Raw genomic sequence first — 25,443 nt, 5'->3', positions numbered from 1 at the left:
GGCCCGCGCGGGCGTCAGCGGAACCTGCGCACCCCCGACGGCGTCACCACCGCGTCCACCGGCCGGTCGTGCGGCTCGCCGGGGACGTGCGCGACGACCTCCCGGTCGTACAGCAGCACCAGCAGCGCGGGACGCGCGCCCGACCGCTCCAGGCGGGCGAGCACCCGGTCGTACGATCCGCCGCCGCGACCCAGCCTGAGGCCCCGCCCGTCCACCGCGACCCCCGGCAGCAGCACCACGTCGGCCTCCGTCACCGCGTCCGGCCCCAGGCGGGCACCGGCGGGCTCGAACAGGTCCATCCGCCCGCCGTGCCGCACGCGCGCGAGGGAGTCCGTCCCGGTGTACTCGCCCCAGTCCAGGTCGTTGTCCGGCAGCAGGGCGGGCAGCAGGACGCGCACGCCCCGCGCGCACAGCGCGTCCAGCAGCGCGAGGGTGCCCGGCTCGGCGCCCACGGAGACGTACGCCGCCACCGCGCGCGCCCCCTCGACCTCCGGCATCCCGAGCGCCCGCGCGGCCAGCGCGTCCCCCGATTCCCGCACGTCATCGGCCGTCAACGTGTTCCTCACCGCGAGGATCTCCCGACGCAAGGTCCGCTTGTCAGGTTCGTCCGCAGGGCCGGTGTGTGGCATTGGTCGCTCCCGTACCGCTCTAATGCGCTCATATGAGCGCCAATGATCCTGAGTCACAGATTCTCCCTATAGGCACCGGATATGGTGGCGCGCATGACTCAGTCCCACCCCAGGATCAGCAAGGCTGTCATCCCCGCAGCCGGGCTCGGTACCCGGTTCCTGCCGGCCACCAAAGCCACTCCCAAGGAGATGCTGCCGGTCGTCGACAAGCCGGCGATCCAGTACGTGGTCGAAGAGGCCGTGGCCGCCGGCCTCGGCGACGTCCTCATGGTCACGGGCCGCAACAAGCGCCCCCTGGAGGACCACTTCGACCGCAACTACGAACTGGAGTCCGCCCTCCAGAAGAAGGGCGACGCGGGACGGCTCGCCAAGGTCCAGGAGTCCAGCGACCTCGCGATGATGCACTACGTCCGCCAGGGCGACCCCAGGGGCCTCGGCCACGCCGTACTGTGCGCCGCCCCGCACGTCGGCCACGAACCCTTCGCGGTCCTGCTCGGCGACGACCTGATCGACCCGCGCGACCCGCTCCTCCAGCGCATGATCGACGTCCAGGAGCAGTACGGCGGCAGCGTGATCGCCCTCATGGAGGTCGCGCCGGAACAGATCCACCTCTACGGCTGCGCCTCCGTGGCCCCGACCGGCGACGGCGACGTGGTCAAGGTCACCGGGCTGGTCGAGAAGCCCGACGAGGCCGACGCCCCCTCCAACTACGCCATCATCGGCCGCTACGTCCTCGACCCCCGCATCTTCGACATACTCCGCAAGACCGAGCCCGGCCGCGGCGGCGAGATCCAGCTCACCGACGCCCTCCAGCAGCTGGCCGCGGACGAGAAGGTCGGCGGTCCCGTGCACGGCGTCGTCTTCAAGGGCCGCCGCTACGACACCGGTGACCGGGGCGACTATCTGCGTGCCATTGTCAGACTCGCATGCGAACGTGAAGACCTGGGCCCGGACTTCCGGACCTGGCTTCGCAGTTACGTAGCCGAGGAGATGTAACGACGTTGAGCAGCGCGCCCCGTGACACCGGACACGACCACGCCATCGCGGACGCCGGTCCGGACCGGCTGTGGTCGGTGCAGGACCACCTGGACGACGTCCTCGCCACCGTCCGCCCCCTGGAGCCCATCGAGCTGAACCTGCTCGACGCCCAGGGCTGCGTCCTGGTCGACGACGTCACGGTGCCGCTGTCCCTGCCGCCCTTCGACAACAGCTCCATGGACGGGTACGCGGTGCGGGCCACCGACGTCGCGGGCGCCAGCGAGGAGTTCCCCGCCGTCCTGGAGGTCGTCGGGGACGTCGCCGCCGGCCAGGCCGACCCGCCCTCCGTCGGCCCCGGCCAGGCCGCCCGCATCATGACCGGCGCCCCGCTCCCGCCCGGCGCCGAGGCCGTCGTCCCCGTGGAGTGGACCGACGGCGGGCTCGGCGAGGGCCCGGTCTCCGGCATGCGGGCCCGCAGCCTGGCCCCCGAGGGCGCCGAGGGACAGGTGCACGTCTACCGGCCGGCCGAGTCCCGTGCCCACGTGCGCGCCAAGGGCAGCGACGTCCGCTCCGGCGACCGCGCCCTGGAGGCGGGCACCGTCCTGGGTCCGCCGCAGATCGGCCTGCTCGCCGCGATCGGCCGGGGCAAGGTCCGGGTCCGCCCGCGCCCGCGCGTGGTGGTGCTCTCCACCGGCAGCGAACTCGTCCAGCCCGACGAGCAGCTGGCCTCCGGTCAGATCTACGACTCCAACAGCTTCGCCCTCACCGCGGCCGCCCGGGACGCCGGCGCCATCGCCTACCGGGTGGGCGCCGTCGCCGACGACGCCGAGACCCTGCGGGCCACCATCGAGGACCAGCTCGTGCGGGCCGACCTGATGGTCACCACCGGCGGCGTGAGCGTCGGCGCCTACGACGTGGTCAAGGAGGCGCTGGCGCACGTCGGCGACGAGGACGAGCCGGGCAGCGGCGTGGACTTCCGCAAGCTCGCCATGCAGCCCGGCAAGCCCCAGGGCTTCGGCGCCATCGGCCCCGACCACACCCCGCTGCTCGCCCTGCCCGGCAACCCGGTGTCGTCGTACGTCTCCTTCGAGCTGTTCGTCCGCCCCGCGATCCGCACCCTCATGGGCCTGCCCGACGTCCACCGGCCGACGGTCACCGCCACCCTGGCCGCGAAGAAGGCGCTGACCTCGCCCAAGGGCCGCCGCCAGTTCCTGCGCGGCACCTACGCCGACGGCTCGGTCACCCCGGTCGGCGGCTCCGGCTCCCACCTGATCGCCGCCCTCGCGCACGCCGACGCGCTGATCGTCGTCCCCGAGGACACCGAGTCCGTCGAGCCGGGCGCCGACGTCGAGGTGGTCCTGCTCGGCTGACCCCGCCCGGTTGCCGGTAGCGTGTCGCGCACAGCAGGCCCACGCGCCGCACCGCGCCGGGCCAGGACCGGGAGCGCCACACAAGCATGAGTACGCAGGACCGAACCCCGAACGGCGGACGGGACCCGCAAGGCCGGCTGACACACATCGACGAGGCGGGCGCCGCCCGGATGGTCGACGTGTCCGGCAAGGACGTCACCGCCCGCACCGCCCGCGCCAGCGGGCGCGTCCTCGTCGCCCCCCGCGTGGTGGAGCTGCTGCGCGGCGAGGGGGTCCCCAAGGGCGACGCCCTGGCCACCGCGCGGATCGCGGGCATCATGGGCGCCAAACGCACCCCGGACCTGATCCCGTTGTGCCACCCGCTGTCGGTCTCCGGTGTGAAACTGGACCTGTCGGTCGCGGACGACGCCGTGGAGATCACCGCCACGGTGAAGACGACGGATCGCACGGGCGTCGAGATGGAGGCGCTCACCGCGGTCACCGTCGCCGCGCTCACCGTGATCGACATGGTCAAGGCGGTAGACAAGGGAGCGGTCATCACGGACGTGCGGGTGGAGGAGAAGACGGGCGGCAAGTCGGGCGACTGGAGCCGGTCATGACGCGGGACGAGTCGACGGGGGGCGCCCTCGCCGCCCCGTACAGCGCCCTGGTGGTCACCGCCTCCAACCGGGCCGCCGCCGGGGTCTACGAGGACAAGGGCGGCCCTCTGATCGCCGACGGCCTGCGCCGGTTCGGCTTCGCCGTGGACGGACCGCAGGTCGTCCCGGACGGCGACCCCGTCGAGGCCGCCCTGCGCGCGGGCGCCGTGGCCGGCTACGACGTGATCGTCACCACCGGCGGCACCGGCATCTCGCCCACCGACCGCACCCCCGAGGCCACCCGGGCGGTGATCGGCCACGAGATCCCCGGCATCGCGGAGGCGATCCGGGCGTACGGGCGGGACAAGGTGCCCACCGCGGCGCTCTCCCGGGGCCTGGCCGGGGTGGCGGGCGGCACCCTGATCGTCAACCTGCCGGGCTCCTCCGGCGGGGTGAAGGACGGCCTCGCCGTGCTGGAGCCGCTGCTGATCCACGCCGTCGACCAGCTCCGGGGCGGCGACCACCCCAGACTCGGCACGGGAGGGGGTGCGAGCTGAACAGCCCATCCTGGCCCGCGGAGCTGAGGGACGGCGACATCGTCCTGAGGCCGATCAGGCTGCGCGACCAGCGGGCCTGGCGCGAGGTCAACCGGCGCAACCGCGACTGGCTGCGCCCCTGGGAGGCCACCATCCCGCCCCCCGGCCCCGGCGGCCCGCTCGCGCACCGGCCGACCTACCGGCAGATGGTGCGGCACCTGAGGTCGGAGGCGAACGCGGGGCGGATGCTGCCGTTCGTCATCGAGTACCAGGGGCGGCTGGCCGGGCAGTTGACGGTGGCCGGTATCACCTGGGGCTCGATGTGCTCCGGCCATGTCGGCTACTGGGTGGACGAGTCGGTGGCCGGGCGCGGCGTGATGCCGACGGCCGTGGCGATGGCCGTGGACCACTGTTTCCGCACCGTCGGGCTGCACCGCGTCGAGGTCTGTATTCGCCCCGAGAACGCGCCCAGCCGCCGGGTGGTGGAGAAACTCGGATTCCGCGAGGAGGGCCGCAGGCCGCGTTATCTCCACATCGACGGCGCGTGGCGCGACCATCTCGTCTTCGCGCTCACCGCGGAAGAGGTGCCGGAGGGTCTGCTGAGGCGCTGGCACCGGTCACGGGACCGGAGTGCGCCGAACACCGGAAATTGAATAAACGTTCGAAATTGATCGACTGGCGATCGTCCGAAGCGGAGAAATTCGCGACTCTGACAGTCTGCTGATCGCATCGATCACAAGAAAAGTTCGAAATATCAGCCAGATCGTGCGACACACCGGCCCAATTGGCGGATGGCCTCACGGAAACCCCTCTACCGTGTGAGGCGTGAGCAGCAGCGGCCTCATCTACGCAGTCATTGTCGGGGCCTGGGCCGCCTACTTGGTGCCGATGTGGCTCCGTAGGCAGGACGAGCTGAACGAGGCCCGTCCGACGGAACGCTTCAGCACCGCCATCCGGCTGCTGTCCGGACGGGCGGGAATGGAGCGCCGGTACGTCAAGGACCTGCGGTCGCGCCCCGCCGACGAGGCGGAGCCCGACGCCGACGCCCCGGACGCCGTCACCGACTCGGTGGACGTCCGGGCCTTCGCTGTGTCCCGGACCCGACGGCACACCCGGCCCACCCCACCGCAGCACACCGCGGAACGGCCCGAGAAGGCGCGCCCGGAGCCGGGCGCACCCGCGCAGGGCCCCAGAGCCGGCACGTCCCCGGAACACCCGGGCCGCACCACCGGCTCCGGCGCCGCAGCGGCCCGGGGGCGGGTCCCGCAGGCCCGCCGCGCACCCGTCTCCGCCGAGGCCGCGGCCCGTGCCCGGCGCACCAAGGTCCTCGCACGCCGCCGCCGCACCACCGTGATGCTGTTCCTGGCCTTCACGCTCGGCTCGGTCGTCGCGGCGGTCGGCGGACTCGCCTTCCTGTGGGCGCCCGGCGTGCCCGCACTGCTGCTCAGCGCCTACATCGCCCACCTGCGCACGCAGGAACGCCGCCGGTTCGCCTTCCAGATGGACCGCCGCCAGGCCGAGGTCGCCGCGCAGCGGCTGCGCGACCGCGGTCCCCGGCCACCGGGGAGGCGCACCCCCGCCGACCCCGTCGGTGCCGTCGGCGACCCCGACGCCGAGGAACTGGACGAAGGGCCCGAGACGGAGGCCGACGCCGGGCTCTCCGCGCTCGCCGCGGACCGGCGGGCACTGGTCGAGCAGACCGACCACGCCGAGTGGGTCGACCAGCAGCGCGAACCCCGCGGGCGCCCGCGCGGCGACAGCTGGGACCCGGTGCCGGTGCCCCTGCCCACCTACGTCACCGCACCGGTCGCCCCGCGCGCCACGCCCGACGTGGACCTCGCGGCACCCGACGCCTGGAGCTCGGCCCGCTCCAGCGCCGTCACCCCCGAACAGGAGGACGCGGTCTCCGCCCCCGCGCCGGACCGCCCCGCCGATCCCGCCGAGGACCGCACGGAGACGCCGGCCCGCAGCGACGCCCGCCGCGCCGCCTCGGCCCGCCGGGCCCGGGAGCGCGGCCGCACACCCCTCTTCGACCAGTACGACGACGGCGGCCGTCCCCGCGCCGCCAACGAGTAGACGCGCCTGGTGGACCCGTCCGGGGCCGTCCCGCCGCGGTCCCGGAAAGGATTTTTGAGCAGGCCGGTCGGGGTGCTAAAGTTTCACTCGTTGCAAGGGCCTGTGGCGCAGTCTGGTAGCGCACCTCGTTCGCATCGAGGGGGTCTGGGGTTCAAATCCCCACAGGTCCACGCACATTGTCGAGGGTCCCGCCCGGTCATCACGACCGGACGGGACCTTCGTCGTTCCCCGGCCCGCCCGCCCGCGCCCGAGACGGATCCGTGATCGTCCGCCGCGCGACCCTGTGTGCGGTGTCACACCAACCTGATCCGCCATCAGAGTCGCGCTGAACGGCACGGGCGCCGAGGGGACGAGGCCCTAGAGGGCCTGGAGAGCCTTCGCGTAGCAGAGGCTGTCCTCGTGGAAGCGGTAGTAGCCGAACTTCGTGCACGGCTCGTACCCGCTGGACAGGTACAGAGCCACTGCCTCCGGCTGCTTCGTGCCCGTCTCCAGCACCATCCGGGTCCGGCCCGCCGCGCGGGCGTCCTCCTCCAGGGCGGCCAGGATGCGGCGGGCCACCCCGCGGCCACGCACCTGTTCTATGACGAACATCCGCTTCAGCTCGGCGTCCCCGTCGAGGTTCCCCTCGTCGTTGGCGTCCTGGCCGCGCCAGCCGCCCGAGGCGACCGGGACCCCGCTCTCGTCGTACGCGACCAGGTAGAGGCCGTTCGGCGGCGCGAAGTCCGACGCGTCCAGGTGCGTGGCGTCGCCGCCGTCGCCGTAGCGGATGTCGTACTCGGCCTGGACCTCGTCGTTGAGCTTGACGGCGTCGGGGTGGTCGAAGGCGACCCGGCGAATGTTCATGCTACCTACCGTATATTAATGCGAGGTCCGGGATCGGGGCACCGTCCAGTGTGCCGGTATCGTGCCCTGGTGCTCACCGTGACCTCCGTGAATGTGAACGGTCTGCGCGCCGCCGCGAAGAAGGGCTTCGTGGAGTGGCTCGCCGACACCACCGCCGACGTGCTGTGCCTCCAGGAGGTACGGGCCGAGCCCCAGCAGCTGCCCGAGCACGTCCGTACGCCCGACGGCTGGCACGTCACGCACGCGCCGGCCGCCGCCAAGGGCCGGGCCGGCGTCTCCCTCTACACCCGCCGCGAGCCCGACGCCGTCCGTGTCGGCTTCGGCTCGGCCGAGTTCGACGGCAGCGGCCGCTACGTCGAGGCCGACCTGCCCGGTGTGACGGTCGCCTCCCTCTACCTCCCGTCCGGCGAGGTCGGCACCGAGCGCCAGGACGAGAAGGTCCGCTTCATGGGCGAGTTCCTCGCCTACCTCAAGGAACTGCGCGAGCGCGCCGCCGCCGAGGGCCGCGAGGTCGTCGTCTGCGGCGACTGGAACATCGCCCACCGCGAGGCCGACCTGAAGAACTGGCGCGCGAACAAGAGGAACTCGGGCTTCCTGCCGGAGGAACGGGACTGGCTGAGCCGCGTCCTCGACCCGGCGGAGGGCGGCTACGTGGACGTCGTGCGCGCACTGCACCCGGATGTCGAGGGGCCGTACTCGTGGTGGTCGTACCGGGGGCGGGCCTTTGACAATGATTCAGGTTGGAGAATCGACTACCACCTGGCGACCCCGGGGTTGGCCGCCAAGGCGGTCAAGGGGCAGGTCGAGCGGGCCGCCACGCATGCCGAGCGCTGGTCCGACCACGCGCCGGTCACGGTGGTCTACGAACGCTGAGTATCGGCCGGGCGGGTCTGCCCCGCCCGCTTCCGGGTCCGTCGGTCCAGGGCCAGGGAGAGTTCCGCCTCCACCACGCTGCGGGCCAGGGGGCGTAGGCGGTGGAGGTCCTGTTCGGGGGCGTGGCGGAGGATCAGGGTGGTGAAGAGTTCGGCGAGGGCGTCGGCGTGTTCGCGGACGCGGGCGCCGGCCTGGAGGACCTCGGCGAGCGGGATGCCCTCGCGGACCAGGGCCGAGGAGACCTCCAGCAGGCTGTGGCTGATGTGGACGAGTTCGTCGCCGTCGGTGCCCAGGTAGCCGAGGTCCATCGCGGCGGCCAGGTTCTCGGGGGTGACCTCGCCCTCGAAGCGGGCGGCGAGTTCCTCGGGGGTGAGGCGGACCGGGGTCTCCTCGGTGGGCTCGCCGAGGCCGAGCAGGTCGCCGACGTCGCGGCCGTGGTCGAAGGCGTCGGCGAGTTCCGCGATGCCGTTGAGGGTGTGGCCGCGTTCCAGGAGCGCCGCGATGGTGCGCAGGCGGGCCAGGTGGTGGTCGTCGTACCAGGCTATGCGGCCCTCGCGGCGGGGTGGCGGGATCAGTTTGCGCTCGCGGTAGAAGCGCAGGGTGCGCACCGTGATGCCGGCCAGCCCGGCCAGTTCCTCCATGCGGTATTCACGCTTCTCGGTCACGTCACCGACCTTAAGTCGTACCGCCGGTAACTTTCCTTCGCGCGACCCCTACCCATGAGTACGGAGCTGTTCTACTCTCCCATTGCGCCAGTGTTCACTGGCATGGTTCCAGACGGTCCAGGCTAAGCGTGGAGGCTCCGGGATGGCCGAGCACGAGCAGGTTCAGGAACACGTACGGGTGGCGGTGATCGGGTCGGGCTTCGGTGGCCTCGGGGCCGCCGTGCGGCTGCGGCGCGAAGGGATCACGGACTTCGTCGTGCTGGAGCGGGCGGGGAGCGTCGGGGGTACCTGGCGCGACAACAGTTATCCCGGCTGCGCCTGCGACGTGCCGTCCCACCTGTACTCCTTCTCCTTCGCGCCCAACCCCGAGTGGCCGCGCACCTTCTCCGGGCAGGAGCACATCCGCGCCTACCTGGAGCACGTCACCGACACCTTCGGGCTCCGTCCCCACCTCCGCTTCGACTCGGAGGTGAAGCGGATGGCGTGGGACACCGAGCAGCTGCGGTGGGAGATCGAGACGGCGAGCGGGAACCTCACCGCCGACGTCGTCGTGTCCGCGACCGGGCCACTGTCCGACCCCAAGGTTCCGGACATCCCGGGTCTCGACTCCTTCCCGGGCAAGGTCTTCCACTGCGCCCGCTGGGACCACGACCACGACCTCACCGGCAAGCGCGTCGCCATGATCGGCACCGGCGCCTCCGCCATCCAGATCGTGCCGGCCGTCCAGCCGAAGGCCGGCCGTCTCACCCTCTTCCAGCGCACCCCGGCCTGGGTGATGCCCCGCATGGACCGGGCGATCAGCGGCGCCGAGCGCGCCCTGCACCGGGCGGTGCCCGCCACCACCAAGGTGCGGCGCGGGCTGCTGTGGGGCATCCGGGAACTCCAGGTGCAGGCGTTCACCAGGCACCCCAACGAGCTGGGCTTCATCGAGCGGATCGCCAAGCGCAACATGGGCGCCGCGATCAAGGACCCGGAGCTGCGCGCCAAACTCACCCCCGACTACCGCATCGGCTGCAAGCGGATCCTGCTGTCGAGCAGCTACTACCCGGCGCTCGCCCAGCCCAATGTCGACGTGGTCGCCGCCGGACTCAGCGAGGTGCGCGGGTCCACCCTCGTCGGCGCCGACGGCAGCGAGGCCGAGGCCGACGTGATCATCTTCGGCACCGGCTTCCACGTGACCGACATGCCCATCGCCGAGCGGGTCGTGGGCGCGGACGGGCGGACCCTCGCCGAGACCTGGAAGGGCGGCATGGAGGCGCTGCGCGGTGCCTCGGCGGCGGGCTTCCCCAACTTCATGACGGTCATCGGGCCCAACACCGGCCTGGGGAACTCGTCCATGATCCTGATGATCGAGTCCCAGCTGAACTACATGGCCGACTACCTGCGCCAGATCGACGTCCTCGGCGGCCGCACCGCCCTCGACGCCCGCCCGGCCGCCGTGCGGAACTGGAACCACCGGGTGCAGGAGCGGATGAAGCGCACCGTGTGGAACACCGGCGGCTGCACCAGCTGGTACCTGGACGCGAGCGGCCGCAACACCACCGTCTGGCCCGGTACGACCGCCGAGTTCCGGAGGGCGACACGGCGCGTGGACCTCGCGGAGTACGACGTGCTGCGCGCGCCCGCCGCCCGGCCCGCCGCCGGCGCCGAGCCGGTCTCCGAGGTGAGCGCGTGAGCCGCCTGCTGCGTGACGCCGACGGTCGGTACGCCCCGCCCGTCCCCGCCCGTGAACTGACCGTCACCGCCGCCGACGGCGCCCGGATCCACGTGGAGGTGCACGGCCCCGAGGGGGCGCCCGCGGTGGTGCTGGCGCACGGCTGGTGCTGCTCGACCTCCTTCTGGGCGGCGCAGGTCCGCGAACTGGCCGCCGGTCACCGGGTCATCGCCTACGACCAGCGCGGTCACGGCCGCAGCCCGGCGAACCCGGCGTACGGCACCGAGCCGCTCGCCGACGACCTGGAAGCCGTCCTGGAGGCGACGCTCGCGCCGGGTGAACGGGCGGTGGTCGCCGGGCACTCGATGGGCGGGATGACGGTGATGGCCGCGGCGACCAGGTCCGCGGTGCGCGAGCACGTGGCGGCCGTCCTGCTGTGCAGCACGGGCAGTTCACGGCTGGTGGCGTCCGCCACCGTGGTGCCGCTCGGGGAGGGCCGGGTGCGCACCTGGCTGACCCGGCGGATCCTCGGTTCCCGGGCGCCGCTCGGGCCGGTCACGCCCCTCGCCCGGCGGATCCTCAGGTACGGGACGATGGGCCCCGGTTCGGGCCCGGACATGATCGAGGCCTGTGCCCGCATCGTGCACGCCTGCCCGCGCCGGGTCCGTCACGGCTGGTCGCGGGTGCTCGACCTGCTCGATCTCGACCACGGCGTACGGGAGTTGCGGATGCCGGTGGAGGTCGTGGTCGGTACCGCCGACCGGCTGACCCCGCCCGCGCAGGCCCGGTCGCTGGCCGCCGCGCTGCCCAACTGCGTGGGCCTGACCGAGCTGGAGGGGCTCGGCCACATGACGCCGGTGGAGGCGCCGGAGCTGGTCACCGGGAAGATACGGGCGCTCGCCGCCGCCCACATACCCAGCGCACGCAGCGAGCGTGCCGTACACGCCGAGGAGAGCGCATGAGCAGGGTGAGCCTGGAAGGGCGGGTCGCCGTCGTCACCGGAGCGGCGCGGGGTGTCGGGGAACTGCTGGCCCGCAAGCTGTCCGCGCGCGGCGTGAAGGTGGCGCTGGTGGGGCTGGAGCCCGACGCGCTCAAGCAGGTCTCCGCCCGGCTGCACAGCGAGAGCGAGCACTGGCACGCCGACGTGACCGACCACGAGGCGATGGCCCGGGTCGCGGCCGAGGTCAAGGAGCGCTTCGGCCGGATCGACATCGTCGTCGCCAACGCGGGCGTGGCCAGCGGCGGGCCCTTCGTCGACTCCGACCCGGAGTCCTGGCGGCGGGTGATCGAGGTCAACCTGGTCGGGTCGGCCGTGACGGGCCGCGCCTTCCTGCCGGCGCTGCTGGAGAGCCGTGGCTACCTGCTCCAGATAGCCTCGCTGGCCGCGATCACGCCCGCGCCGATGATGTCCGCGTACTGCGCGTCCAAGTCCGGTGTGGAGGCGTACGCGCACAGCCTGCGCGGCGAGGTCGGGCACCGGGGTGTGAAGGTCGGCGTCGGCTACCTCTCGTGGACCGACACGGACATGGTGCGCGGCGCCGACCAGGACGACGTCATGCGCGAGTTGCGGCAGCGGCTGCCCTGGCCGTCGAACAAGACCTACCCGCTGGGCCCGGCGGTCGACCGGCTGGTGGAGGGCATCGAGCGCCGTTCCGCGCACGTCTACGGGCAGTGGTGGCTGCGCGGCATGCAGGGCATGCGCGGCTACCTGCCAGCCCTCGTCGGCACCGTCGGGCAGCGCGAGATGCGGCGGTTCGGGGACCGGTTGAACGGGGTCCGCATGGGGCTGGTCGGGGCGGGCGGAGCGGCCGACGAACAGGGCCGGTCAGGGGCGACTACGGTCCGTAAGTGATCGACATGCGCAGGGTCACGGCTCGTGTGAATCTGATCGAGCGCCCGGCCGAAGCGGTCGGGCCCGATCACCACAGGAGTGAACCCACATGGGTATGAAGGACCAGTTCCAGGACAAGGCCGAGCGCATGCAGCAGCAGGGCAAGCAGCGGGCCGAGCAGGCGAAGGACCAGTCCCAGAACCGCGACCGCCGTCGCGACGAGGACGAGATGGACCCGTCCTCGCGTCGCCGGGAGGCGGAGGACCGCTTCGAGCAGCACCGCGACAACGCCTGATCCGTCGCCGCTGAGGTGAAGGGGCGCCCCCCGTCGTACGGGAGGCGCCCTTTCTCATGCCCGGGTGGCCATGCCCCCGGTGGCCATGCCCCGGCGGCCATGCCCCCGGTGGCCATGCCCCCGGCGGCCATGCCCCGGCGGCCATGCCCCCGGTGGCCATGTGCCCGGCGGCCATGTCCCGGTGGCCGGGCCCCGGTTCTCACTCCCGGGGCGGCAGCGGCGGACGGGATCGGTCCGGTACGTCCACGTAACCGGGGGGCTTCGCCGGCGGGTTGGTCTCCAGCAGCTCCAACGCCAGCCGCACCGCCTCGTCCAGCACCGGGTAGCGGCCCTCGGCCCAGTCCAGGGGGGTGCGCAGCGCCTCGACGTCGGGGGCGACGCCGTAGTTCTCCACGGACCAGCCGTACGCGTCGAACCAGGCCGCGTTCATCGGCACCGTGATCACCGTGCCGTCGCCGAGGCGGTGCCGGCCGGTCATGCCGACCACGCCGCCCCAGGTGCGCTGCCCGACGACCGGACCGATGCGCAGCAGCTTGAACGCGGCGGTGATCATGTCGCCGTCGGAGGAGGTGGCCTCGTCGGCGACCGCGACGACCGGGCCGCGCGGCGCGTTGGAGGCGTACGACACCGGCTGGGCGTCGCGGGTGAGGTCCCAGCCCAGGATGGTGCGGGTGAGCTTCTCGACGACGAGTTCGCTGATGTGCCCGCCGGCGTTGCCGCGCACGTCCACGATCAGCGCGGGCCGGGAGACCTCCATGCGCAGGTCGCGGTTGAACTGGGCCCAGCCGGAGCCGCCCATGTCCGGGATGTGCAGGTAGCCGCACCGCCCGCCGCTCAACTCGCGGACGACCTCGCGGCGTTTGGCGACCCAGTCCTGGTAGCGCAGGGGACGTTCGTCGACCAGCGGTACGACGGCGACCCGCCGGGACGGTCCTCCGGTGCCCTCGGCCGGTGAGAAGGTCAGCTCCACCGTCGTACCGCCAGCCCCCGCCAGCAGCGGATACGGGCCCGCCGCCGGGTCCACCGGGCGGCCGTCCACGTGGGTCAGTACGGCCCCCTCGCGGATGCCCGTGCCGGCCAGCGGGGAGCGGGCCTTGGAGTCGGAGGAGTCGCCGGGCAGGATGCGCTTGACCACCCAGTGGCCCTCCCGGCAGACGAAGTTGGCTCCGAGCAGGCCCTGCCAGCGCTGGTAGTGCGCCGGGCCCTCGTTGCGCCGGGCGGCGGCGACGTAGGCGTGGGAGGTGCCGAGTTCGCCGAGCACCTCGCGCAGCAGGTCGGCGAACTCGTCCGGAGAGGCGACCCGTTCGACCAGCGGACGGTACTGGCCGAGGACGGCGTCCCAGTCGATGCCGCACATGCCGGGGTCCCAGAAGTAGGCGCGGATCAGGCGGCCCGCCTCGTCGTAGGCCTGGCGCCACTCGGCGGGCGGGTCGACCACGTGCAGGATGCGGCGGAGGTCGATCCAGGTGGTCGAATCGCCGTCGCCGGCCTCGGTGGCGGGCACCGCGCGCAGGTCGCCCTCGTCGAGCACGACCAGGCGGGTGCCGTCGCCGCTGACCCGGAACCAGTCGAGGTGGTCGACCAGTTCGGACTTCTTCGCCTTGGCCAGGCCGAAGTGCTCCAGGGTGGGCCGCTCGCTGGGATCGGCCGGGTTGGCGAAGGTCTCGCCGAGCGCGCCCGAGATCGGCCAGCGCAGCCAGACCAGGCCGCCCCCGGCGACCGGTTGCAGCGCCGAGTACTTGGAGGCGGCGACCGGGAAGGGGGTCACCCGGCTCGCCAGGCCCTCGACCTCGACGGTGACGGCGCCGCCCTCGCCGGGTTCGTCCTCCAGGGGGTCCAGACCGCCGGCGGCGGGGCGGCCCTCGGGGTTGAGGGCGAAGGGGGAGGGGGTCGCGGAGGACAGGGGGACCAGGTAGGGGCGGCAGCCCAGCGGGAAGGAGAGGTCGCCGGTGTGCACGTCGTACACCGGGTCGAAGCCGCGCCAGGAGAGGAAGGCGAGGTAGCGGCCGTCCCGGGTGAAGACGGGGTTCTCGTCCTCGAAGCGTCCGTCGGTCACGTCGACGACGAGCGGGTCGTGCCCGTTCTGCCCGTTGATCCGGGCCATCTTGATCTGGCGCAGCGAGCGTCCGATGCCCGGGTGGGACCAGGTGAGCCAGGTCCCGTCGGGGGAGAAGGCGAGGTCGGTCACGGGTCCGTTGACGGACCGGATCAGCTCGGTGACGGAGCTTCCGGCGGTACCGGTGCTGTAGGCGTCCTCCACCGGGCCGGCACCGCTCTCCGGGGCGCCGGCTCCTGCCGGGCCGTCGGCCGCGACCGGACCGTCGGCCCGCGGGCCCCCCGCCGGGCGGTCGGCTCCCCCCGGCGCAGCGTCCTCCGCCGGGCTCCCCGTGCCCTCCCCCTCCAGCTCCTCCGCGGCTCCGGCGTCCTCCTCCGCGACGTCGAGCAGCAGCAGCCGGCCGTCGTGAGAGGCGACGGCGAGGCGGTCGCCCGCGGGGTCCGAGGCCAGCTCCAGGATCCGGCCGAGCCCTCCGGTGGCCGCCCGCCGCGCCGCACGGCCCCCGGATGCCCGGGGCAGGTGGGCGATCTCCACGGCGTCCTCGCCCGCCGCGTCCGTCACGTACGCGATCCGGCCGCTCTCGCCGAGCATCTCCGGCAGCCGCACCCGTACGCCCGGGGTGTCGGCGAGGGTGCGGGCGGGGCCGTCGCGGTGGGTGAGCCAGTACAGGCTGCCCCGGACGACGACGGCGCTCGCGCGGCCCGTCTCGTCGACGGAGATGCCGCCCACGTTCTGGGCGGCGGGCACCTGGTACGTACGCCGTCCCGCGCGCGGCCCGCTGAGGCGCACGTCGAGCCGGCGCGGCACCGACCCGGACGCGAGGTCGTCCACGATCCACAGGTCGCCCGCGCACTGGTACACCACCCGGGTCCCGTCGCTCGCGGCGTTGCGGGCGTAGAACGCGTCGTGGTCGGTGTGGCGGCGCAGGCCGGTGCCGTCGTGGGCGCAGGAGTAGAGGTTGCCGACGCCCTCGTGGTCGGAGAGGAAGGCGATCCGGTCGCCGACGAACATGGGGGCGGCCAGGTGTCCGCCGAGGTCGGGCAGGAGCCGCTCCCCGTGCAGCCAGAGCCTGCCGGTGGCACCGCCCCGGTAGCGCTTCCAGGCGGCGGGTTCGTGCGGCGGGGTGCCGGTGAGCAGCAGGGTCCGGCGTTCCCCGTCGAGGTCGGCGGCCTGGATGTCGGTGACCGGGCCCCAGGGCAGTTTGCGGCCGGGGTCGCCGTCGGGGCCGACCTTGTAGGCCCAGGTGAGGTGGGAGAAGGGCTCGCCGTGCGAGGCGACGGCGAGGACGGCGGTGGTGCCGTCGGGATCGGGCGGCGACCAGCCGCAGACCCGGGTGTCGAAGCCGCCCCAGTGGGTGAGCTGCCGGCCGGGGCCGCCGTCCACCGGCACCAGGTGGACCTCCGGCACCAGGCTGCGCCAGCTGGTGTACGCGATGTGCCGGCCGTCGGGCGAGAAGCGCGGGTGGCCCAACTTGGTGCGGTCGACGGTGAGCCGCCAGGCGCGGCCCGGACCGTCGAGGGACGCGAGCCAGAGGTCGTCCTCTGCCACGAAGCAGAGCTGGTCGCCACTGAGGTGCGGAAGGCGCAGATAACTCACCCACCCCATGCTTTTCCGGGCTCCGGGTACCGGCAACTTATGGCGAGCCGACAACCGTGACCCAGAACACGAACGAAACCGTTTCGTTTCGCTAGTGGCCGGGGTACATTCGTCGTGTACGAAACGGTGTCGTTCTGACAGAGTGGACTGGAGAGGAGTGAGCGAGATGACCGGGGCAACCACCGCGCGTCGCAGTCGGATCACTCCCGAGCGCGAGGCCGAGCTGTACGAGGCCGTGCTCGACCTGCTCCGGGAAGTCGGGTACGACGCTCTGACCATGGACGCCGTCGCGTCCCGTACGCGGTCCAGCAAGGCGACGCTCTACCGCCAGTGGGGCGGCAAGGCCGAGCTGGTCGTCAAGGCCATCCGGCACAACAAGCCCGGTGAGATCGGCGACGTCGACACCGGCTCGCTCCGCGGCGACCTGCACGCCGTGATGGCCCGCGAGGACGACTGCACCATGGAACAGAACTCCGCGCTGATGCGCGGTGTCGCCATGGCGCTGCACCAGAACCCGGACCTGCGACAGGCGTTCCGCGACCAGCTGGTCGAGCCCGAGATGGCGGAGTTCCGGCGGGTGCTGCAACGCGCCGTCGACCGCGGCGAGATAAGACCGGACTGTCCGGCCCTGGACTTCCTCGTCCACATGATGGTGGGCGGCTTCGCCACCCGCACGCTGCTGGACGACCAGCCGCCGACCCGGGACTTCCTCGCCTCCTACATCGACGCCGTGATCCTCCCCGCACTCGGCGTCTCCACCACTGACACGTCCCGGTAGCCGAACCCCCGGCTGCGACCCCCTGCTGAGCCCCATCTGACGTCACCGCTCACGTCGTCGGGCCGATCACCCCTGCCCCGAAGTTCCCACGACCTGACCGGGAGTACGCCCCCGTGGCCACGTTCCTCTACAAACTCGGCCGGCTCGCCTTCCGCCGACGGCACTTCGTCGCCCTGATCTGGGTGGCCCTGCTGACGCTCGCCGGCGTCGGCGCGGCCAGCGCCCCGCCCGCCGGCACCACGTCCTTCTCCATCCCCGGAACCGAGGCCCAGAAGGCCTTCGACCTGCTGGAACAGCGCTTCCCCGGCCAGAGCGCCGACGGGGCGACGGCCCGCGTCGTCTTCAAGGCACCGTCCGGCGAGAAGATGACGGACGCCGGGAACAAGGCGACGGTCGAGAAGACCGTCGACGAACTGGCGGACGGCTCCGAGGTCGCCTCGGTCGCCGACCCGTACACCGGCAACGCCGTCAGCAAGGACGGCACCGTCGCCTACGCGTCGGTGCGCTACGACGTCTCCGGCATGGAGCTGGAGGAGTCGACCAAGCACGCCCTGGAGGACGCCGCCGAGCAGGCGCGGGAGTCCGGGCTGACCGTCGAGGTCGGCGGCGACGCGCTCCAGGCCGTACCGGAGACCGGCGCCACCGAGATCATCGGCATCGCGGTCGCCGCGGTCGTCCTGGTCATCACCTTCGGCTCGCTGGTCGCGGCCGGGCTGCCCCTGCTCACCGCCCTGATCGGCGTGGGCATCGGCGTCTCCTCGATCACCGCGCTGGCCGGCGCGCTGGAGCTGGGCTCGACCACCTCCATCCTGGCCATGATGATCGGCCTCGCGGTCGGCATCGACTACGCCCTGTTCATCGTCTCCCGCTACCGCGCCGAACTCGCCGAGGGGCGTGAGCGCGAGGACGCGGCGGGCCGGGCGGTCGGCACCGCGGGCTCCGCGGTCGTCTTCGCCGGCCTCACCGTCGTCATCGCCCTGGTGGGCCTGGCGGTCGTCAACATCCCGATGCTCACCAAGATGGGCGTCGCGGCGGCCGGCACCGTAGCCATCGCGGTCCTGATCGCCCTGACGATGATCCCCGCACTGCTCGGCTACGCCGGACGCCGCGTCAAGCCGGCCGGCGTGAAGGGCGGGCTCCTGGGCCGCGGCCGCGGCGCACGGAGGGGTGAACAGAAAGACGAGCGGAAGGACGAGGCCGAACCGGCCAAGGCCAACCTGGGCACCCGCTGGGCGAGCTTCGTCGTCCGCCGCCCCCTGGCCGTCCTCCTCCTCGGCGTGATCGGCCTCGGCGCCGCCGCGATCCCCGCCTCCGACCTGGAACTCGGCCTGCCCGACGACGGCTCCCAGCCGACGTCCACGACCCAGCGCCGCGCCTACGACCTGCTCTCCGAGGGCTTCGGACCTGGCTTCAACGGTCCCCTGATGGTCGTGGTCGACGCCAAGGGCAGCGCCGCCCCGAAGGACGCCTTCACCCAGGTATCCGACGAGATCGAGGGCCTCGACGGTGTCGTGGCGGTGACCCCGCCCGCCCCCAACAAGGGCGGCGACACGGCGACGATCAGCGTGATCCCGGACTCCAAGCCGTCCTCCGTGCAGACCGAGGACCTGGTGCACGCCATCCGCGACGCGGGCGGGGACATCGAGGCGGACACCGGCGCGCAGACCCTGGTCACCGGCTCGACGGCGATGAACATCGACGTCAGCGAGAAACTGAACGACGCGCTGCTGCCGTACCTGGTCCTCGTCGTCGGCCTGGCCTTCCTCCTGCTGATCGTGGTGTTCCGCTCGATCCTGGTCCCGCTGAAGGCGGCGCTCGGCTTCCTGCTCTCCGTCATGGCGGCGCTCGGCGCGGTCGTCGCGGTCTTCCAGTGGGGCTGGCTGTCCGGCCTGATGGGCGTCGAGGAGACCGGCCCGGTCATGTCGATGATGCCGATCTTCATGGTCGGCGTGGTCTTCGGCCTGGCCATGGACTACGAGGTCTTCCTGGTCACCCGCATGCGTGAGGCGTACGTCCACGGGGAGAAGCCCAGCCAGGCGGTCGTCACCGGCTTCAAGCACGGAGCCAGGGTCGTCACCGCCGCCGCGGTCATCATGATGGCGGTCTTCGCGGGCTTCATCGGCTCCAGCGAGTCGATGGTCAAGATGATCGGCTTCGGCCTGGCGGTCGCCGTCTTCTTCGACGCCTTCGTCGTCCGCATGGCCCTCGTCCCGGCGGTGCTCGCGCTGCTCGGCAAGAAGGCATGGTGGCTGCCGAAGTGGCTGGACCGCGCCCTGCCCAACGTGGACGTGGAGGGCGAGGGACTGCGCACGGCCGACGAGCGGGGCTCCGACCCCGACGAGGACCGGGAACTGGTGCGCACCTGATCCGCCACCTCTGACAGGAGGACATCGAAACCAGCCGGTGAGGGCTCCGTGGGGACGGGGCTGCCCTCACCGGCTTCCTCCGTACCGGGGCCCGCCCGGGCGCCGCGGAACCAGGTCGCCTGCCGGCTGCACGCACCGCTACCGTGCCGTCCATGACCACCACCGACGACGCCTCCGAAGACTCCGCCGCCCACCCCCGCTTCGCCGAGGCCCTGAACGGACTCGGCCTCGGCGATCTGGCCGCTCAGGCCCGGCGCTTCCCCGAGGCCGCGCGTACCGCCACCGAGGCCGCCGCCGCGATCGGGTGCGAGCTGAGCCAGATCTGCAAGTCCCTCATCTTCGCCGCCGACGGCGTGCCCGTCCTGGTCCTCATGGACGGCGCCTCCCGCGTCGACCTGGAGCGCGTCCGGGAGGAACTCGGCGCGGAGAAGGTCACCCGGGCCAGGGCCGACGCCGTACGGGAGACCACCGGATACGCGATCGGCGGCGTCCCGCCCTTCGGGCACCGCAACCCGACCCGCGTCCTCGCCGACCGTTCGCTCCTCGCCCACGAGGTCGTCTGGGCCGCCGCCGGAACCCCCTACGCCGTGTTCCCGATGGCGCCCAAGGACCTCGTCACCACCGCCGGCGCCACCCTCGTGGACGTGCGCGAGCGCTCCGCGTGACCCCTCTGGTCACCGGCGCCGTCCTGCTCGCCGCCGTCACGCACGCAAGCTGGAACGCGATCGCCCACCGGATCACGGACAAGCTCACCGGCTTCGCGCTGATATCCGGCGGCGGGATGCTCATCGGCCTCGCGCTGCTGCCGTTCACGGCGTTCCCGAGGGCCGCGGCCTGGCCGTACCTCCTGGTCTCCGCCGTTCTCCACATCGCCTACTACGCCCTGCTGATGCGGTCCTTCCGGCTGGGCGACTTCGGCCAGGCCTACCCGATCGCCCGCGGCAGCGCGCCCCTGCTGGTCACCGTGGGTGCCGCCGTCCTCGTTCACGAGGTGCCGGACCGCTGGGCGACCGCCGGGGTCCTGCTGGCCTGCGCCGGCCTGACCGGCGTCGCCCTGTGGGGGCTGCGCGGACGCCGGCCCGACTGGGCGGCGATCGGCGCGGCCCTCGCCACCGGCGTGAGCATCGCGGCGTACACGGTGGTCGACGGGCTCGGCGTCCGCGCCTCCGGGTCCTCCCTCGGGTACATCGCCTGGCTGATGGCGGTGCAGGGGACGGTCCTCCCGGCCTACTTCCTCTACCGACACCGCGCCGGTGCCTGGGCGCTGCTGCGGCCCCGGGCCGGACTGGGACTGCTCGGCGCGGTGCTCTCCGTCGGCGCCTACGCACTCGTCCTGTGGGCGCAGACACGCGCCGAACTCGCGCCGATCGCCGCCCTGCGCGAGTCCTCGATCCTGGTCGGCGCGGCGATCGGGGCCCTCTTCTTCAAGGAGCGGTTCGGGGCGCCCCGGATCGCGGCCGCGGGGCTCCTGGTCGTCGGGATCGGGCTGATGCTGCACACGGGATGAGCCGCACCGCACGCGTCACGCGCGATGAGCCGGAGCGGCCGGCATGGTGCGGGCGGCGGCCGTGAGGAGCACCCTGGAAGCAGGTCTTCCGGAGGTGATCCTCATGATGCACACCGCAGTGGGATGGCACGTCGAGATGGAGTTCATGGAGGACGACCAGCACACGCGGGCGGTCGCGATGGTGCGGCTCCCCGACGGCACCGAGGTCCGCGCGCACGGCCACGCCAGCCGGCACCGGATCGACTCCCAGCAGCCACGGGTCGGTGAGGAGGTCGCGGGGGCCCGCGCGTTGAACGAGCTGGCGATGCAGCTGCTCACCAAGGCGCACGACGAGATCGACGCGGCGTCGGGACGGACGTCACACCCCATTCACGTCTGAGGGGTGTCCACGTCCGTGCCGGTCCGCCGCAGCGACTCCCGTACCGCCCGCACCAGCGCCTGCGCCCGTGGGTCCGCCGTCACCGTCTTGCGGAAGCCGTTGGTGACGTAGCCGAAGGCGACACCGGCCTCCGGGTCGGCGAAGCCGAGGGCGCCGCCGCGGCCCGGGTGGCCGAAGGAGCCGGGGGACAGGAGCGGCGAGGCGCTGCCGTGCAGCATGTAGCCGAGGCCGAAGCGGGTGCCCACGACCAGCACCCGGTCCGGCCCGGCGGACTCCTCGGCCCGGGCCCGCTCCATGGTCGCCGGGTCGAACAGCCGCACCCGCCGGGTCACCCCGTCCACGTCGCCGATCAGCGCGGCGTAGAAGCGGGCCAGCCCGTCGGCGGTCGCGATGCCGTTGGTCGCCGGGAGGACGGCCGCGCGGTAGGCCGGGTCGTTCTGGTCCGGGAAGGGCGTGATCGCGGCGAAGGCACGGCGGGTGAGCGAGCCGGGGTCCGCGTAGGCCTCGGTGACGGCGCGCTTGGGGCGCAGCCGCGGGCCGCTCCCGGACGGCCCCGGCTCGGGGTCCTCCAGCCGCCCGACCCGCCCGGCCCGGCCCGCCGCCTCCTCCGCGGCGGGCAGCCCCATCCACAGGTCCAGGTTGAGTGGCCGGGCGATCTCGTCCGCGATCCACTCCCCGGCGCCCCGCCCGCCCGTCACCCGCCGGACCAGCTCGTCCAGCAGCCAGCCGTAGGTCAGCGCGTGGTAGCCGTGGTCGGTGCCCGGCTCCCAGACGGGCGCCTGGGCGGCGACGGCCCGTGGGCCGCGCAGCGGGTCGAGGGCGTCCTCGGGGGTGAGTGGGCGGTCCAGGACCGGCAGCCCGGCCCGGTGGTTCAGCACGTGCCGGACCAGCACGCGCTCCTTGCCGTGCGCCTTGAACTCGGGCCAGTACTCGCCCACCGGCGCGTCCAGGTCCAGCTCCCCGCGCTGGTGCAGCAGGAGCGGTACGGCGGCGGCGACGCCCTTGGTCGCCGAGCGCACGACCTGGGCGGTGCCCCGGCGCCAGGGTTCGGTGCCATCGACGTCACGGGTGCCGCCCCACAGGTCGACGACCTTGCGCCCGCCCCGGTAGACGGCGACCGCCGCGCCCCGGTCGCCGAGCGCCGCGAAGTTGCCCGCGAACGCGTCCCTCACCGGCTCGAAGCCCTCGGCCACTGTGCCGTGCACGTCCACGCCCACCTCTGTACGTCCCTTCCGGTCGCCCGCGCCAGTGGATGCAACCGCCACCGGCCGCCGGTGATTCCTCACCCGCCCGTCGACACCGACCGCGGGTCGAAGCCGAAGGGCAGTTCCAGCCGGTGGGCGCGCATCAGCGCCTCGTCGGAGAGCAGGCCCGCGGTCGGGCCGTCCGCCGCGATCACGCCGTCGCTGAGGATCAGGGCGCGGGGGCACAGCTCCAGCGCGTAGGGGAGGTCGTGGGTGACCATCAGGACCGTGACGTCCAGGGAGCGCAGGATGTCGGCGAGCTCGCGGCGGGAGGCCGGGTCGAGGTTGGAGGAGGGTTCGTCCAGGACCAGGATCTCCGGCTCCATGGCGAGCACCGTCGCCACCGCCACCCGGCGCCGCTGCCCGAAGGACAGGTGGTGCGGGGGCCGGTCCTTGAACTCCGCCATGCCGACCAGCGCCAGCGCCCGGTCCACGCACGCCTCCAGCTCCGGCCCCTTCACCCCGGCCGCCGCCGGTCCGAACGCCACGTCCTCGCGCACGGTGGGCATGAAGAGCTGGTCGTCGGGGTCCTGGAAGACGATGCCGACCCGGCGCCTGATCTGCGCCATGTTCGGCTTGTCCACGGGCAGCCCGGCGACGGTGACCGTGCCGGCACCGCCGGTCAGGATGCCGTTGAGATGCAGGACCAGGGTCGTCTTGCCCGCGCCGTTCGGCCCGAGCAGCGCGACCCGCTCGCCGCGGGCGACGGAGAAGTCGACGCCGAACAGGGCCTGGTGCCCGTCGGGGTATGCGTAGGCGAGGCCGGAGACGTCCAGGGAAGCGGTCACAGGGTCCATCCCAGCAGACAGACGACGAGCGCCGCACCCGGGAGGGCCAGCGCGTACGACCACTGCGCCCGGGACGCGGTCACCTCGTCGATGACCGGCATGGAACCGGCGTAGCCGCGGCTGAGCATGGCCAGGTGGACGCGCTCGCCGCGTTCGTAGGAGCGGATGAAGAGCGCGCCCGCCGACTTGGCGAGCACGCCCCAGTGTCGGACGCCGCTCGCCTCGAAGCCGCGCGATTCACGGGCGATCCGCATCCGCCGCATCTCGTCCGCGATCACGTCCCCGTACCGGATCATGAAGGTCGCGATCTGCACCAGCAGCGGGGGGAGCCGCAGCCGCTGGAGGCCGAGCAGCAGGGAGCGCAGCTCGGTGGTGGAGGCGAGCAGTACGGAGGCGGCGACGCCCAGGGTGCCCTTGGCCAGGACGTTCCAGGCGCCCCAGAGGCCGCTCACGCTCAGCGACATGCCGAGCACCTCGACCCGCTCGCCCTCCGCCACGAACGGCATCAGCACCGCGAACGCGACGAACGGCACCTCGATCAGCAGCCGCTTGAGCAGGAAGCCCGCCGGCACGCGGGCCGCGTACGCCACCGCGGCGAGCAGCAGCGCGTAGAGGCCGAAGGCCCACATCGCCTCGCGGGGCGTCGACACGACGACGATCACGAAGGCGAACGTGGCGGCGAGTTTGGTGTGCGGGGGCAGGCCGTGCACGGGGGAGTCCCCGGGCCGGTGGAGCCGATGGGCGTGGCCGGCACCCATGTCAGACGGTCGTGTCCGTGTTCGTCGGCGAGGTGTCGTCGCTGCGGCGCCTGCGCACGGCCCAGAACACCGCGCTGCCCGCGACGACCGTGACACCGACGCCGATCACGCCCGCGAGGCCGCCGGAGACACGGGCGTTCGCGACGTCCTCGACGCCGTAGTCGGCGAGCGGGGAGCCGGCGTTCGCGTGCTCCTCGGTCTTCTCGTCGATGCCCTTGTCGGCGGCGACCTTCTCCAGGCCGTCGGGGTTGGCGGACGCGTAGAAGCTGACGAAGCCGGCGAGGACCAGGGAGGTGATCAGCCCGGAGATCCACAGCCTGCGGTGCGAGCGGGCGGCGACGGGGGCCGGTGCGGGGGAGGGTCCGGTGCCGGGGGCGTCGGGGGCGTCGACCAGTTCGCCGTTCACGCGCAGCTTGAGCCGCTGCTGGAGCCCGCGCGCCCCGTACACCAGGTCGGGGCGTACGGCGATGACGGCGCCGACGGTCAGTGCGGTGATCGCGGCCTCGCCGAGGCCGATCAGCACGTGCACGCCGACCATCGCGGTGGCGACCTTGCCGATGGCGATGTCGGTGGTGCCGCCGATCCAGTACAGGAAGGTGAAGGCGAGGGCGGCGGCCGGCACCGAGACGAGGGCGGCGACGAAGGAGGCGACGGTGACCGAGCGGCGGGTGCGCGGCAGGACCTTCACCAGGCCCCGGAAGAGGGCGTAGGCGACGACCGTGGTGACGATCGCCATGTCCGTGATGTTCACGCCGAGCGCGGTGAGCCCGCCGTCGGCGAAGAGGATGCCCTGCATGAGCAGGACGACGGAGACACACAGCACGCCGGTGAAGGGGCCGACGAGGATGGCGGCCAGCGCGCCGCCGAGCAGATGCCCGCTGGTCCCGGCCGCGACCGGGAAGTTCAGCATCTGCACCGCGAAGATGAACGCCGCGACCAGCCCGGCCAGAGGAGCCGTCCGCTCTCCCCCACGCTCCGCGCGGGAGGCGCCCCCAAACTCACGGCGCGCGCCGCGCAGGCTGACCGCGATGGCGCCGGCGGCGACGACGCCGGTGACGGCGGAGGTCGGGGCGTTGATGAATCCGTCAGGTACATGCACGGTTCGATGATAGGGACCAGTTGCGAGTGATTCGCAAGAGCGAGGTAAAGGCTGATCTCACATGTGATATTCAGCCCAAAAGGCGTGAATTGGAAAATATGGGACATTGGAGTGGGGGTAGACACAGCTTTCGCACAGGTGGCAGAGCGTAAGGGGCATCCGATGTCCGTAGTCGAGCAGTACGCACGAGCCCACATCCTCACGGACGCGGACCTCCCCGGCCAGGACGACGGCGGAGCGATACCCGTCGTCCTGCGCTACGACCCCGACCGCGACCCGCGATCCGTGAGTGTCGCGCTGCCCGCGCGGGGCCTCGCCCCCGGCCCCCGGGAGTGGACCTTCCCCCGCGACCTGCTGGAACAGGGCCTGCGCGCGCCCACCGGGTCCGGCGAGGTGCGGGTGTGGCCGTGCGGCCGGGTGCAGGCCGTCGTCGAGTTCCACTCCCCGCAGGGCTGCTCGGTGGTCCAGTTCGAGACCAAGCCGCTCATCCGCTTCCTGCGCCGCACCTACACCGCCGCGGCACAGCCGGTGGCCCACTGAGCCA

Annotated in this window: 25 protein-coding genes and 1 tRNA gene; 18 read left to right on the top strand and 8 right to left on the bottom strand. The window is 72.8% G+C overall.

Going from position 1 to position 25,443, the window contains the following annotated elements; genetic code table 11:
• Positions 1 to 14: 14 nt before the first annotated feature.
• On the bottom strand, positions 15 to 629 hold the full coding sequence (locus OIE75_RS15580; RefSeq protein ID WP_329471246.1) for a 5-formyltetrahydrofolate cyclo-ligase: 615 nt from the start codon (positions 627 to 629) through the stop codon (positions 15 to 17).
• A gap of 93 nt (positions 630 to 722) precedes the next feature.
• Between OIE75_RS15580 and galU the strand changes: the two genes are divergently transcribed.
• The 7 genes from galU to OIE75_RS15545 all read left to right on the top strand — a co-directional run bounded on the left by galU (position 723) and on the right by OIE75_RS15545 (position 6,337).
• Complete coding sequence (gene galU / locus OIE75_RS15575) at positions 723 to 1,625, top strand: UTP--glucose-1-phosphate uridylyltransferase GalU (protein ID WP_307012918.1); 903 nt, start codon at positions 723 to 725, stop codon at positions 1,623 to 1,625.
• Positions 1,626 to 1,630: 5 nt separating this feature from the next.
• Complete coding sequence (gene glp, locus OIE75_RS15570; protein WP_393565502.1) at positions 1,631 to 2,977, top strand: molybdotransferase-like divisome protein Glp; 1,347 nt, start codon at positions 1,631 to 1,633, stop codon at positions 2,975 to 2,977.
• Positions 2,978 to 3,063: 86 nt separating this feature from the next.
• The gene (gene moaC, locus OIE75_RS15565) at positions 3,064 to 3,576 is read left to right on the top strand and encodes a cyclic pyranopterin monophosphate synthase MoaC (protein WP_161332004.1); all 513 of its coding nucleotides are present in this window, start codon (positions 3,064 to 3,066) and stop codon (positions 3,574 to 3,576) included.
• Entirely contained in the window at positions 3,573 to 4,112 is a 540-nt protein-coding gene (locus OIE75_RS15560; protein ID WP_329471245.1) for a MogA/MoaB family molybdenum cofactor biosynthesis protein, read from the top strand. The genes moaC and OIE75_RS15560 overlap by 4 nt, the downstream gene beginning before the upstream one ends.
• Positions 4,109 to 4,744, top strand: coding sequence for a GNAT family N-acetyltransferase (locus OIE75_RS15555; protein ID WP_185832196.1), 636 nt, complete (start codon positions 4,109 to 4,111; stop codon positions 4,742 to 4,744). The genes OIE75_RS15560 and OIE75_RS15555 overlap by 4 nt, the downstream gene beginning before the upstream one ends.
• A gap of 172 nt (positions 4,745 to 4,916) precedes the next feature.
• Positions 4,917 to 6,167 (top strand): divisome protein SepX/GlpR, encoded by a 1,251-nt coding sequence (gene sepX / locus OIE75_RS15550; protein ID WP_329471244.1) that lies wholly within the window; start codon positions 4,917 to 4,919, stop codon positions 6,165 to 6,167.
• 96 nt (positions 6,168 to 6,263) lie between these two features.
• Positions 6,264 to 6,337: transfer RNA gene (locus OIE75_RS15545), tRNA-Ala, on the top strand.
• Positions 6,338 to 6,524: 187 nt separating this feature from the next.
• On the opposite strand, the gene OIE75_RS15540 is transcribed toward OIE75_RS15545, so the two are convergent.
• Positions 6,525 to 7,010, bottom strand: coding sequence for a GNAT family N-acetyltransferase (locus tag OIE75_RS15540; RefSeq protein WP_307012914.1), 486 nt, complete (start codon positions 7,008 to 7,010; stop codon positions 6,525 to 6,527).
• Between the two features lie 69 nt (positions 7,011 to 7,079).
• On the opposite strand from OIE75_RS15540, the gene OIE75_RS15535 reads away from it, so the two are divergent.
• Entirely contained in the window at positions 7,080 to 7,883 is an 804-nt protein-coding gene (locus tag OIE75_RS15535; protein ID WP_329471243.1) for an exodeoxyribonuclease III, read from the top strand.
• Here the strand turns inward: OIE75_RS15535 and OIE75_RS15530 are convergent.
• The gene (locus tag OIE75_RS15530) at positions 7,871 to 8,548 is read right to left on the bottom strand and encodes a MerR family transcriptional regulator (RefSeq protein WP_329471242.1); all 678 of its coding nucleotides are present in this window, start codon (positions 8,546 to 8,548) and stop codon (positions 7,871 to 7,873) included. The two genes, OIE75_RS15535 and OIE75_RS15530, sit on opposite strands and share 13 nt — an antisense overlap.
• Before the next feature lie 142 nt (positions 8,549 to 8,690).
• Here OIE75_RS15530 and OIE75_RS15525 point away from each other — a divergent pair, with 142 nt between their 5' ends.
• From OIE75_RS15525 to OIE75_RS15510, 4 genes are all read left to right on the top strand, one after another.
• Entirely contained in the window at positions 8,691 to 10,223 is a 1,533-nt protein-coding gene (locus OIE75_RS15525) for a flavin-containing monooxygenase (RefSeq protein ID WP_329471241.1), read from the top strand.
• The gene (locus OIE75_RS15520) at positions 10,220 to 11,164 is read left to right on the top strand and encodes an alpha/beta fold hydrolase (protein WP_307012909.1); all 945 of its coding nucleotides are present in this window, start codon (positions 10,220 to 10,222) and stop codon (positions 11,162 to 11,164) included. Before OIE75_RS15525 ends, OIE75_RS15520 begins: the two co-directional genes overlap by 4 nt.
• The gene (locus OIE75_RS15515; protein WP_329471240.1) at positions 11,161 to 12,054 is read left to right on the top strand and encodes an SDR family oxidoreductase; all 894 of its coding nucleotides are present in this window, start codon (positions 11,161 to 11,163) and stop codon (positions 12,052 to 12,054) included. Before OIE75_RS15520 ends, OIE75_RS15515 begins: the two co-directional genes overlap by 4 nt.
• A gap of 88 nt (positions 12,055 to 12,142) precedes the next feature.
• A complete protein-coding gene (locus OIE75_RS15510) occupies positions 12,143 to 12,328 on the top strand; it encodes a hypothetical protein (RefSeq protein ID WP_307012906.1) in 186 nt (61 codons plus the stop codon).
• Between the two features lie 199 nt (positions 12,329 to 12,527).
• Here OIE75_RS15510 and OIE75_RS15505 read toward each other — a convergent pair whose 3' ends face one another.
• Positions 12,528 to 15,989, bottom strand: a complete 3,462-nt coding sequence (locus OIE75_RS15505; RefSeq protein WP_329471239.1) for a S41 family peptidase — start codon at positions 15,987 to 15,989, stop codon at positions 12,528 to 12,530.
• 157 nt (positions 15,990 to 16,146) lie between these two features.
• On the opposite strand from OIE75_RS15505, the gene OIE75_RS15500 reads away from it, so the two are divergent.
• The 5 genes from OIE75_RS15500 to OIE75_RS15480 all read left to right on the top strand — a co-directional run bounded on the left by OIE75_RS15500 (position 16,147) and on the right by OIE75_RS15480 (position 21,010).
• Positions 16,147 to 16,758, top strand: a complete 612-nt coding sequence (locus OIE75_RS15500; protein ID WP_307012904.1) for a TetR/AcrR family transcriptional regulator — start codon at positions 16,147 to 16,149, stop codon at positions 16,756 to 16,758.
• A 113-nt stretch (positions 16,759 to 16,871) separates the two neighbouring features.
• Positions 16,872 to 19,124, top strand: a complete 2,253-nt coding sequence (locus tag OIE75_RS15495; RefSeq protein ID WP_329471238.1) for an MMPL family transporter — start codon at positions 16,872 to 16,874, stop codon at positions 19,122 to 19,124.
• A gap of 152 nt (positions 19,125 to 19,276) precedes the next feature.
• Positions 19,277 to 19,789 carry a YbaK/EbsC family protein gene (locus OIE75_RS15490; protein WP_329471237.1) on the top strand — a complete coding sequence of 171 codons (513 nt, stop codon included), beginning with the start codon at positions 19,277 to 19,279 and terminating at the stop codon, positions 19,787 to 19,789.
• Positions 19,786 to 20,631: a DMT family transporter gene (locus OIE75_RS15485; RefSeq protein WP_307012900.1), complete on the top strand. Its 846-nt coding sequence runs from the start codon at positions 19,786 to 19,788 to the stop codon at positions 20,629 to 20,631. The genes OIE75_RS15490 and OIE75_RS15485 overlap by 4 nt, the downstream gene beginning before the upstream one ends.
• 103 nt (positions 20,632 to 20,734) lie before the next feature.
• A complete protein-coding gene (locus OIE75_RS15480) occupies positions 20,735 to 21,010 on the top strand; it encodes a DUF1876 domain-containing protein (RefSeq protein WP_125493354.1) in 276 nt (91 codons plus the stop codon).
• On the opposite strand, the gene OIE75_RS15475 is transcribed toward OIE75_RS15480, so the two are convergent.
• The 4 genes from OIE75_RS15475 to OIE75_RS15460 all read right to left on the bottom strand — a co-directional run bounded on the left by OIE75_RS15475 (position 21,001) and on the right by OIE75_RS15460 (position 24,899).
• Entirely contained in the window at positions 21,001 to 22,221 is a 1,221-nt protein-coding gene (locus OIE75_RS15475) for a serine hydrolase domain-containing protein (RefSeq protein WP_329471236.1), read from the bottom strand. The two genes, OIE75_RS15480 and OIE75_RS15475, sit on opposite strands and share 10 nt — an antisense overlap.
• A gap of 71 nt (positions 22,222 to 22,292) precedes the next feature.
• Entirely contained in the window at positions 22,293 to 23,051 is a 759-nt protein-coding gene (locus OIE75_RS15470; RefSeq protein WP_161330693.1) for an energy-coupling factor ABC transporter ATP-binding protein, read from the bottom strand.
• Positions 23,039 to 23,800, bottom strand: a complete 762-nt coding sequence (gene cbiQ, locus OIE75_RS15465) for a cobalt ECF transporter T component CbiQ (protein ID WP_307012897.1) — start codon at positions 23,798 to 23,800, stop codon at positions 23,039 to 23,041. The genes OIE75_RS15470 and cbiQ overlap by 13 nt, the downstream gene beginning before the upstream one ends.
• A 1-nt stretch (position 23,801) precedes the next feature.
• Positions 23,802 to 24,899, bottom strand: coding sequence for an energy-coupling factor ABC transporter permease (locus tag OIE75_RS15460; RefSeq protein ID WP_329471235.1), 1,098 nt, complete (start codon positions 24,897 to 24,899; stop codon positions 23,802 to 23,804).
• Positions 24,900 to 25,061: 162 nt separating this feature from the next.
• Here OIE75_RS15460 and OIE75_RS15455 point away from each other — a divergent pair, with 162 nt between their 5' ends.
• Entirely contained in the window at positions 25,062 to 25,439 is a 378-nt protein-coding gene (locus OIE75_RS15455; RefSeq protein ID WP_329471234.1) for an SsgA family sporulation/cell division regulator, read from the top strand.
• Positions 25,440 to 25,443 lie beyond the last annotated feature (4 nt).

The sequence above is a fragment of the Streptomyces sp. NBC_01723 genome, from assembly GCF_036246005.1.
Classification (GTDB): Bacteria; Actinomycetota; Actinomycetes; order Streptomycetales; family Streptomycetaceae; genus Streptomyces.
This window is presented reverse-complemented; position numbering and strand designations above follow the sequence as displayed.

Coding starts and splice junctions, on each gene's coding strand:
- OIE75_RS15580 (WP_329471246.1), bottom strand. CDS start 629: ATGCCACACACCGGCCCTGCGGACGAACCTGACAAGCGGACCTTGCGT.
- galU (WP_307012918.1), top strand. CDS start 723: ATGACTCAGTCCCACCCCAGGATCAGCAAGGCTGTCATCCCCGCAGCC.
- moaC (WP_161332004.1), top strand. CDS start 3,064: ATGAGTACGCAGGACCGAACCCCGAACGGCGGACGGGACCCGCAAGGC.
- OIE75_RS15560 (WP_329471245.1), top strand. CDS start 3,573: ATGACGCGGGACGAGTCGACGGGGGGCGCCCTCGCCGCCCCGTACAGC.
- OIE75_RS15540 (WP_307012914.1), bottom strand. CDS start 7,010: ATGAACATTCGCCGGGTCGCCTTCGACCACCCCGACGCCGTCAAGCTC.
- OIE75_RS15525 (WP_329471241.1), top strand. CDS start 8,691: ATGGCCGAGCACGAGCAGGTTCAGGAACACGTACGGGTGGCGGTGATC.
- OIE75_RS15515 (WP_329471240.1), top strand. CDS start 11,161: ATGAGCAGGGTGAGCCTGGAAGGGCGGGTCGCCGTCGTCACCGGAGCG.
- OIE75_RS15510 (WP_307012906.1), top strand. CDS start 12,143: ATGGGTATGAAGGACCAGTTCCAGGACAAGGCCGAGCGCATGCAGCAG.
- OIE75_RS15505 (WP_329471239.1), bottom strand. CDS start 15,989: ATGGGGTGGGTGAGTTATCTGCGCCTTCCGCACCTCAGTGGCGACCAG.
- OIE75_RS15500 (WP_307012904.1), top strand. CDS start 16,147: ATGACCGGGGCAACCACCGCGCGTCGCAGTCGGATCACTCCCGAGCGC.
- OIE75_RS15490 (WP_329471237.1), top strand. CDS start 19,277: ATGACCACCACCGACGACGCCTCCGAAGACTCCGCCGCCCACCCCCGC.
- OIE75_RS15480 (WP_125493354.1), top strand. CDS start 20,735: ATGATGCACACCGCAGTGGGATGGCACGTCGAGATGGAGTTCATGGAG.
- OIE75_RS15470 (WP_161330693.1), bottom strand. CDS start 23,051: ATGGACCCTGTGACCGCTTCCCTGGACGTCTCCGGCCTCGCCTACGCA.
- cbiQ (WP_307012897.1), bottom strand. CDS start 23,800: ATGGGTGCCGGCCACGCCCATCGGCTCCACCGGCCCGGGGACTCCCCC.
- OIE75_RS15455 (WP_329471234.1), top strand. CDS start 25,062: ATGTCCGTAGTCGAGCAGTACGCACGAGCCCACATCCTCACGGACGCG.